We start from the raw sequence: 9,379 nt of genomic DNA on the forward strand, positions 1-9,379 counted from the left end.
CTGAGTGATGGGACGGCTCACCCAATCCTTGTTGCCCTCACGCTGGCTAGCGAGGCGGGGCCTGTTGGGAGCACTGCTATGCCTGGCCGCAGCTGGTGGCAGCTATTCTAATCCAGCCGCAACCGCTGCCTTAGAAAAACCGCTCCAAGCAGTATCAGAGCCTCTCTCTCAAACTGCCGCCCTAGAAAATTCTGCCGTCCCTAATAACCAACCTGAAGAACGGCCCTCACCGACAGAACGCTTTGCAGGCAGCCGCCGCAGAGAGCTGCTAAAGGGGGTACAACGGGGGGCCCAGGCTTTTTGGGCAGAGGTTCAGTGGAGCGGCTTTATTGCGTTAACCGGGGTCGAACCCAGAGCGCAGATCGATCTGCTAGAAGGAGCCACTTTTCTCAAGCAGGCAGAGGGCACTACCTTTGTGCTGTCCAACGGTACAACCGTGCCCCCGCTCTCTGCTGCCGCCTATAGCGCTGTGCAGAATGCATTGCCGCCCAATCAGCAAGGCGTTCTAGACGATAAGTTCTTCTGGCTGCTGCAGCGCAACCCGGCCCTGCCGCTCATTACCCAAGGCCTACAGCAAGGAAAATACCTGCAGTTTTTAGAAGCTGGCCGGTTCAATACCGATGCCTACTACCGAGAGGTCTTTTTCCCTCAGCTTTTTGCAGCCGCAGCCACGGCCGGGGTAGAGATGGCGGCAGTGCTGCCTTTGGTAGAAGTCCACCTTGTCACGCTGTCCGACGCGTTCTTTCAGCAGATGGAGCTAGAGCAGTCCGGCACGGTTCACTCTTTTCATAAGTACGAGCTGGCGTTGACGAATCAGCAGTATCTTCTGCGTACCTTTTTGGGCACTCCCCTAGAGACTCAGGCCAAATTAGAGGCCATCAAACGGGTCGAGCAGACGGAGATAAAGGCCGACTACACCGAAAGCCCCACAACCAGCACAACGATTGTCCTGGGCCGACTGCCCCTGCCCACGCCGACTGCCGCCGAAGATACCCCAGGCGTTCATGCCTTAAGCATCGCCCATCTGCGGGAACAGGGAATTTCTCTGTTTTCCCCAGAGGTGGAGCAGGCCGCTACAGACTACCAGGTGCGTTTGCGGCAGCAGCACCGCTGGGAGCATCAGCACCTTGCCCAGATTGAAGCCCTAACGGCGCACTACCCGGCCATTCTGGCAGCGATCGATCAGTTTGAAGATAATCGCTTCTGGCACCGAATTGGCTTTACAGATAGACTCGATCGCCGTTCTGTTGCCCAGCTAGATACCACCCGCCTGCTCGGCATTTATGCAACCCGTCACGAGGGCGTTGCCAAAGGGCTTTTGGCCGCATCTAGCTATCCCTTAGCCAGAGCCGACGTTATTCGGTTCTTTCGAGACAATTCTGCGGGGTTGGGGGAGCAGGAGCGGCTGCAGCTTTTTCTCAGCGATCAGGCTTTAAACGCTCAGCTTTGGCAGGTGCTGGAGCGCAAAGTGCCGCAGTTGCGCCCAGAGATACGAACTATTCAGGCCAATTTGACTCAGCTCAACCAGAGCTATCAGCAGACGACAGCCGCCGAGGCCCAGTTTTTTCGGGTGCTTCAGGCCCACAATCTCGATATCAGCACCGACGCCTTTACGCTGCTGACCGTCGCTCTCGCCAAACGCCTTAGCGACCTTGCCGAGGCCCAGTTCAAGCCTATCGACCGCCAAGATCTGCAGTATCTGCAGTTTGTTCGGGGCCTCATGCCTTTTCTGCGCGACATGCCTGACATGAACACGCACTGGGGCGACGGCAGCTGGATTAAAAAGTATGGGCAAAACTATCTGGTTCCGGATCTGATGGCCTTGACCCCTGAGGAAGCACCAGTGCTCTCAGCCATTGGGCAACTTCATTTCAAAATGGTGTCTCAAAATGATTTGAATCTGTGGGACTTTGCCACCCTGGTTCAGGTTATGGCCACCAGCTTTAATCTCTCGGTAGGATACTCTCCTGCAGCGCTATCGGCTGAGCAGGTTGCCCTGCTGCCGCTGGTAAACAAATACCGCTCAGAACTTAAGCGCATTGCCGGGGCAGATGGGCTCGTGGGCACCAATGCCCTACACGGCCTAGGGTTGCAGGATTACCGAATTGCGTCTTGGCCCAGCAGTAGAAGCCCGATAGAACTGGCCCCACCTGCTGCCGACAGCCCAATTCGAGGACTGATTTTGCCCCCAATCGTTAGCGAGAAAGACCCAGTGAAGCTGCTGCTGTATGGCGGCCCTGAGGTGACACTTTCGAAGGATCTGGTGCTGCAGCACAGCCCAGAGTTTACGACCCGAGCCGATGGCAGCCTCGATCTGTCTTTTACGCTTGAGGGCAATCGATTGACCATCCCAGCATTTAGCAAGCACTTTAAGGCAGTCTATTCCCCTGCTTATATGACACGAATTAACCTGCCGCCCTATGCGGGAGCCGCCTATGCGGAGGCTTTGAATCAAGTAATCCAGCGCAGCCATGCCCTGTATGGCGGGTATACGCTGAGGGATATGTCGTTGCCGGAGCCGCTGGAAGTGGTGCCATAGGGAGCAGAGAGCGGAGAGCTTTGGATCCTTCGCCCAATCCATCCACTCACCCACTCATCCACAACTCTCCTGATCAGGCAGGCTGCTGCTTGAAAGTAGTCACAAAGTGAGCCTGGTGGGGTCTATGCGGGATGGGTTGAGGCGGCTGCGCTGGTGGGTGCTGGCGTTGTTGGCGGCAATGTTAAGTTTGGGTGGTTCTGGGGGGGCGACTGCGCTTTGGGCACAGCCGGGGCTAGCTTCGAGCGGTCCGGCCCATGAGATTCGGGGGGTGTGGCTCACTAATATTGACAGCAATGTGCTGTTTCAGACTCAGGTTTTGCAGGAGACGATGCAAACGCTGGCGGATCACCATTTCAATACGGTTTATCCAACAGTCTGGAATTGGGGGTTTACGCTTTTTCCCAGCGCGATCGCAAATCAAGTAATTGGCTACCAGCAAGGGCTTTACCCCGATGTGGATGAGCAGGGGCGCAACGAGGCGCTAGAGGCCACCCAAGGGGACCGGGATATGCTGAAGGAGCTGGTGGAGATAGCCCACGACCAAGGCTTGAGCGTAATTCCCTGGTTTGAGTTTGGTCTGATGGCTCCTGCCAATTCGCGGCTGGCTCAGCGGCATCCTGACTGGCTAACTCAGAAGCAGGGGGCGCTGCCTCAGGCTCAGCTCTATCAGGAGGGGCACCATTCTCGGGTTTGGCTCAATCCTTTTCATCCGCAGGTGCAGACGTTTTTGCTGGGGCTGATCAGTGAGCTGATGGCTAACTACGCGGTAGATGGTTTGCAGCTTGACGATCACTTTGCGCTGCCGGTGGAGTTTGGCTACGACCCATTTACGATTAACCTTTACCGGCAGGAGCACGGCGGCAAAGCGCCCCCGACCAACCCCTACGATGCTGAGTGGACGCGCTGGCGGGCCAACAAAATGACTCAGCTGATGGATAAGGTCTTTCGGGCGGTCAAGGCACGGCGACCAAGAGCTGTTTTGTCGCTCTCGCCCCATCCGGCGGATACGGCATACCAGGATGGCCTGCAGGACTGGCCGACCTGGTGGCGGGATGGCTATGTTGAGGAGCTGGTAATTCAGGCCTATCGGGACAATTTGCAGAGTTTTGTGACGCTGCTGCAAGACCCAGAGCTGAGGGCTGCTCGCAGCCATGTACCTACTGGAGTGGGCATTTTGACGGGTCTGAGAAATCAGCCGGTGCCAATTGCGCTGATTCAGCAGCAGGTTCAGGCGGCACGGTCGATGGGCTATGCTGGCGTGTCTTTTTTCTTCTATGAAACGATTTGGCGCGGCAGGGGCGACTTAAATGAAACCCGATCTGAGACGGTGCGATCGCTTTTCACACCCCCGCGCCCGCGCCCCAGAGCCTAGCCCAATAAAAAAGCCCCCAGGGCTAACTGGGAGCAGCATCAGTTGAAAGCCAAGGGTGTTAGCGAGAAGTTAAGCGAGGGGGTTATCGTCGAGGGCAGTGCAGGGAAAAAGCAATCAAAACCCTACTCCCATGCCTGGGCCAGCCCCCTTGGAGAATCTCTGACATAGCATGACCTTGCGATAGAGGATCGAGTCGCCCGTTCTACTCTAGAGTTTGGGTTGAGCGATGTCGGACTCCTATTTTTAAAGATATTCATGGTTTTAGAGCAAAGTCTGAACTACGTTCGCGTTAACGCTAAAGCAAGTGATGTCTTCGACATCTTCAATTTCAGGCACTACATGGGCCCCAATCCCTACCTCAACACGGCCGCCTATGTATTTGATTTGGCCCTGACTGGAAATGCCGAGCCGCTTGCGATCGCAGATTACCTAGAGGCGGTAGGCGAGCGCTATCCCCGCCTCAAAGAGCAGGCCTACGACTCAGTGGCCCATCTCTTTGCCTGCACCGTTGCAGAGGTGAGCACCCTAGATATGGACCTCCATCTCAATCGGTGGAGCCTTGGGCAAGGCCCAAGGGATTGCGATCGCATCGCTGTTCAAACGCTCCATGCCAAAACGAGTCGGGCCCTTATCTACGACGTTTGGGACTGGTTCGAGGCAATTGCGCGAGGGCAATTCTTTGCGCTAGAAGATCAAATCCGCACTCTGCAACAGCAGTTTCGCCGCTCTGTCTACGGCGGCCCTACGGTCTATGCCCTGCTGAGAACGGCAGATGCTCTAGGCATTCCCGCCTTTTACCTGTGGGATGAGGGGCTGATGCAGTATGGCTATGGCAAAAACCAGGTCCGAGGCATTGCCACCACCTTCGATCCCGATAGCCACCTCGACTCCGACTTCACAACCCGCAAAGACGACTGCAAAGCATTTCTAGACACGCTAGGCTTTCCGGTGCCCCAGGGTGACATTGTCTACACCCTAGAAGAAGCCCTGTCAGCAGCAGCCCGCATTCGCTACCCAGTCGCAGTAAAGCCCGTCGTGGGCCACAAGGGCATCGGCGTAACCGCAGAGGTACAAGACGACGGAGAGCTGAAACATGCTTTTGAGCGAGCCGTGCAGGCTGCTGTGCCCGATCAACCCGCTCGCATCATTGTCGAAAAAAGTATCTCCGGCAAAGACTACCGCTTGCTGTGCGTCAACGGTAGATTTGTCGCCGCCACCGAGCGCCGTCCAGCATCAGTCACAGGCGATGGCTATGCCACCATTGATGAACTGATCGACAAGGAAAACCGATCGGCTGCCCGCTCAGATACGCCCACGTCACCCATGGGCCAGATCCAGCGCGATCATGCCCTGCAGCTATATCTAGAGGAGCAGGGTCTGTCGTTAGAAACCGTGCTAAACCCAGGTGAAACCGTTTACCTGCGCAAAGTCGCCAACCTCTCGGCAGGGGGCATCAGCATTGATGCTACCCACACCATTCACCCCGACAACCTGATTCTGGCCCAGGATGTAGCCCAGCACTTCCGTCTGACCTGCTTGGGAATTGACGCGATTACCTCCGACATTAGCCGCTCTTGGAAAGACGGCAACTTTAGCATCCTTGAGATCAACTCTGCCCCCGGCATTTTCATGCATCTCAAGCCCAGCGTTGGGGAATCCGTTGACGTAGCCGCTGCCATCCTAAAAACCTTTTTCTCCTCCGGGGAAGACGCCCGCATCCCCACCATCAGCTTTAACCAGATTTCGACTAAGTGCCTGCAGGAGTTGATCGACAGCATTTTGCTGCAGCACCCCGACTGGATCATTGGTGCAGTGTGCCAGGGCAATGTGTTTATTAACCGCGCCACCAAAGCGTTCCATGCTGGCTACAACACCAACGTTCAAAACCTGCTGCGGCATCCTAAGCTTGACCTGCTAATCGCAGAATATCCCGAGAGCGTTTTGGATCGCGAAGGCATGTTCTACTACGGCAGCAACCTGGTTGTCTTAGACAACCCCACCAATGTAGAAAGAATGCTAGCCCGAGACACATTCGAGCATTCCACTGTAGTGATTAAAGAAGACAGAACCGTCTCCATTCACCGCAATGGACTAATCGAGCAATATCAGCTCAACGAAGACGAACCGTTTGATCGGGTTTACCTGAAAGAACTGTCCACGGTTTTTCCCACCTAGCCCTTGTGGTTTTGAAATAGACGCGAGGACATAGAGAGGGGAAGACGAGGGGATTACGAGAAATCCCCTCGTCTTCCCCTACGTAGTCTCCTGCAGAGCCGAGCTAAGAACAGCAGAAACCCGTCCCGTTGAAGGATCTCTGGGTTCTCCTGCTAAAAGCTCTTTGAGCGACTGCCGGTAAGCCAGAGCATTGGCCTTGGCTAGCCCCATACAGCCGCCCTTAGAGCAGGAAAAAACCCGACCTGACCTGAGATTATTTAGCGTGATCTGCTTTTGCCTGCCGCAGCTGCAGCGACCCTCGACCCAATATTCCGATGTAGCCGAGTCTTGATTGACCGATTGAATAGTCAGCATTCCCACCTGTCGGCCCTGCCAATAGTTGGAGATGTTAACTAAGCGGGCCTGCTTTCGCTTTACAAGCGCCTGCCTGGTGACCTCCCGAAACCCTTCCTGCAAAACATCTGGGCTTACGCCATACTCTGCAGCGACTTGGTCAATAGGCAGCAGAGAGAGGAGCTTTTGCTCAATTGCCTGACGGTCGGCGGCTGACAGCCGATCCAGCTTTTTAACTTTGGGCTGCACCGGTAACCCGTAGCTGTTTCGCACCTTACGGATATACTCACGGCTACAGTTCAGCAGCCGCGCGATTTCTACATCCTGCTTTCCCTGCTGATAGAGTCTCAAAAATTCTGTTTTATCAACCGGCATCTCAAAATACGCTCCCTACGGTCGCACTGAAGCTGAGTTCAACCCCTATAGATACCGAGGTTATTCAGGTGAAATCACCTAAACAGGCAGCAGAGCCTGCTCTACCCGGATGGAAGATTATACTCACTTCAAACGAAAATTGGGAGCGCGATCTCGGCAGAAATTGAAGAAAGAAACGCAGGGAAGGGGAGACGTAGGGAGTTTAAGCTTCGAGTTCCCACACCCTCAACTTCTACTCGCCACTCCTAACCTTCGCGCGTCCCCGCGTCCTATTCCGCCGCCTGCGCTGTCCGCTCCAGACCTAGCTGCACCAGCGTATCAACCAGAGCCTCAAAGGAAACACCACTGGCCTCCCACAGCAGGGGGTACATACTGGTAGCGGTGAAGCCAGGTAGGGTGTTGATCTCGTTGATCAGCACTTCCCCAGTCGACTCAACATAGAAGAAATCTACGCGGGAGATTCCAGCAGCATCAACGGCTTGGAATGCCTGAATCGACATTTCTTGGATTTGCCGGGTTACGGTATCGGGCAAGTTGGCTGGAATCAAGAGATCGGCCTGACCGTCGGTATATTTGGTTTCGTAGTCGTAAAAGTCGCTTTGGAAGGTAATTTCGCCCACAACCGAAGCTCTAGGGTTGTCGTTGCCCAGCACAGCGCACTCAACCTCGCGGGCCACTACGCCTGCTTCTACAATCAGGCGGCGGTCGTAGCTGGCGGCACTGTCAAGGGCGGCTTCTAGCTCGCTGCGGCTGTTGACCTTGGCAATGCCGACTGAAGATCCTAGGTTGGCCGGTTTGACAAAGCAGGGATAGCCTAGCTCGGCTTCGATGCGATCGCACAGTTTAGGAAACACACAGGGGTTTGACCACACCTCAGATCGAGTGACCGGGATGTACTTCACTTGGGGCAGTCCGGCCTGGGCAAAGGCCATCTTCATAGCGATCTTGTCCATGCCCAGCGCCGATCCGAGTACGCCTGAGCCGACAAACGGCATTTGTAGCAGCGTCATCAGCCCCTGAACTGTGCCGTCTTCGCCGTTAGGCCCATGCAGCACCGGGAACCAGACATCGATTTCTGAGAGCTGCTGAAAAACGGGCAGGCGGCCTAGGGGAGAGGGCGCTCCTGGAGTGATTGCACCGGGAGCACTCTTAGCAGCAGGCTCGGCAGTTCCAGTCAGCATGAGGGGCTTGCCTGAGGTCAACACCTGATGAGCCACCTCGCCAAACAGCCAGCCGCCGTCCTTGTTGATGTGGATCGGCAGCACTTGGTACTTGTCGGCATTGGCCCCACTGCCCAGGGCACGGGCAATCGCCTGGGCAGAGCGAATAGAGACTTCGTGTTCTCCTGAGCGGCCGCCGAAGATCAGCCCAACCCGCAGTTTTGCCATAGCCCTACTCTCCTGGCTGAATGTTGCGCTTTATTGCGGATAGGGTATCACAGAGTGCTGCCGCCCCTGCCTAAAAAGCTGCAAAAGAAAACCCCTGAGATCCCTCCAGGCATCTCAGGGGTTAACAATCAGGGTGCATCTACCATTCCACTTTTCCAGCTAGGCCATGCCTATCCGGAAAGTTCAGTGCGATTTTCAAAATACCTGCCTTAGAGTTGTCTTGCCTCGGCAGACAAAGGTCGGGCCAGCTCAATGAGATTACCGTCAAGATCTCGCAGGTAGAACTGACAGGTTATCTCTCTATCTTGAACAGTCAAGACCCAGTGATCCAAGCGAGCAATTTGTATCATCAGGGAAAATTCGCAGCGTTAGCCCCACCGCACGCCATAGGAAATGGAGCCACAACAGTGGATAATGCCAGAGGACATGGCGTGGCAGTGGCGACGGTGAAGTATTTCTTTCTGTCAGACGGTTGGATCACAGGCCGGGTATGGGAGTTTGGCGGACTTTGGGATGAGTTAGCCTGGCAGCGCCGACCCCACATTCGTCGCCTCAATTTATTCATTGAGGAGCGGGGCGAGAAACTTTGGCTCTACCAAGTTGAAGACACGGTCTTAATGGTCGAGGTCAAGCCCCAGGACGTCGCTAAACCCGCCATCGGCAACGTCGTTCTCAAGCGCCTCATTTCTGCTGAGCAGGCAATTGAGCGGCTATGCGAATCTCAGTCAACCGAGGTGCTTGAATAGGAGGCCACAAGCACAAAAGGCATTAACTCTCCAGAGGAAGGTTAATGCCTTTGCTTTGCGAAAGCGAACGCTGCTTGGCGCTCACCCCCTAGAAACCGGGCGCAGCAGTTCCCGCTGCTGGAAGGTTGGTGATAGCCCGCTCCAGGGCAGCCAGAGAACGGTTGTAGCCCAAAATCGCCCGCACAAAGTTCCCCTCTGCCTCGGTCAACTCGCGAGTCGCACTCAACACATCAAGCTGAGTGCCCACTCCCGCATCAAAGCGTAGCTGGGCTAGCTCTAGTGCTTCTCTGGCCTGCCGCACCGCCAGCTCTGCTGTGCCGATGTTGTCCTGATTCGCTACTAGGTTGAAATACGACTGCTCTACCTCCAGACGCACCCCATCTTGCGTGTCGGCAAACTGGCTCTCGGCTATCTCAATGTCTCGCTCTCGCTGCTCAGCTCGAGCCCGCGC

Annotated in this window: 7 protein-coding genes; 4 read left to right on the forward strand and 3 right to left on the reverse strand. The window is 55.5% G+C overall.

What is annotated here, in order from left to right:
* Positions 1–7: 7 nt before the first annotated feature.
* The 3 genes from H6G13_RS19555 to H6G13_RS19565 all read left to right on the forward strand — a co-directional run bounded on the left by H6G13_RS19555 (position 8) and on the right by H6G13_RS19565 (position 6,086).
* Positions 8–2,539 (forward strand): hypothetical protein, encoded by a 2,532-nt coding sequence (locus H6G13_RS19555; protein ID WP_190485903.1) that lies wholly within the window; start codon positions 8–10, stop codon positions 2,537–2,539.
* Positions 2,540–2,663: 124 nt separating this feature from the next.
* Positions 2,664–3,911, forward strand: coding sequence for a family 10 glycosylhydrolase (locus H6G13_RS19560; RefSeq protein WP_242028421.1), 1,248 nt, complete (start codon positions 2,664–2,666; stop codon positions 3,909–3,911).
* A gap of 255 nt (positions 3,912–4,166) precedes the next feature.
* A complete protein-coding gene (locus H6G13_RS19565) occupies positions 4,167–6,086 on the forward strand; it encodes a cyanophycin synthetase (protein WP_190485905.1) in 1,920 nt (639 codons plus the stop codon).
* A 78-nt stretch (positions 6,087–6,164) separates the two neighbouring features.
* On the opposite strand, the gene H6G13_RS19570 is transcribed toward H6G13_RS19565, so the two are convergent.
* A complete protein-coding gene (locus H6G13_RS19570; protein WP_190485906.1) occupies positions 6,165–6,794 on the reverse strand; it encodes a hypothetical protein in 630 nt (209 codons plus the stop codon).
* A gap of 269 nt (positions 6,795–7,063) precedes the next feature.
* The gene (locus H6G13_RS19575; RefSeq protein WP_190485908.1) at positions 7,064–8,182 is read right to left on the reverse strand and encodes a D-alanine--D-alanine ligase family protein; all 1,119 of its coding nucleotides are present in this window, start codon (positions 8,180–8,182) and stop codon (positions 7,064–7,066) included.
* Positions 8,183–8,628: 446 nt separating this feature from the next.
* On the opposite strand from H6G13_RS19575, the gene H6G13_RS19580 reads away from it, so the two are divergent.
* On the forward strand, positions 8,629–8,928 hold the full coding sequence (locus H6G13_RS19580; RefSeq protein ID WP_190485946.1) for a hypothetical protein: 300 nt from the start codon (positions 8,629–8,631) through the stop codon (positions 8,926–8,928).
* Positions 8,929–9,016: 88 nt separating this feature from the next.
* Here H6G13_RS19580 and H6G13_RS19585 read toward each other — a convergent pair.
* Positions 9,017–9,379 (reverse strand): TolC family protein (locus tag H6G13_RS19585; RefSeq protein ID WP_190485910.1); only part of this gene is annotated, 363 nt, incomplete at its 5' end.

This window comes from Pseudanabaena sp. FACHB-2040 (assembly GCF_014696715.1).
Classification (GTDB): Bacteria; Cyanobacteriota; Cyanobacteriia; order Phormidesmidales; family Phormidesmidaceae; genus JACVSF01.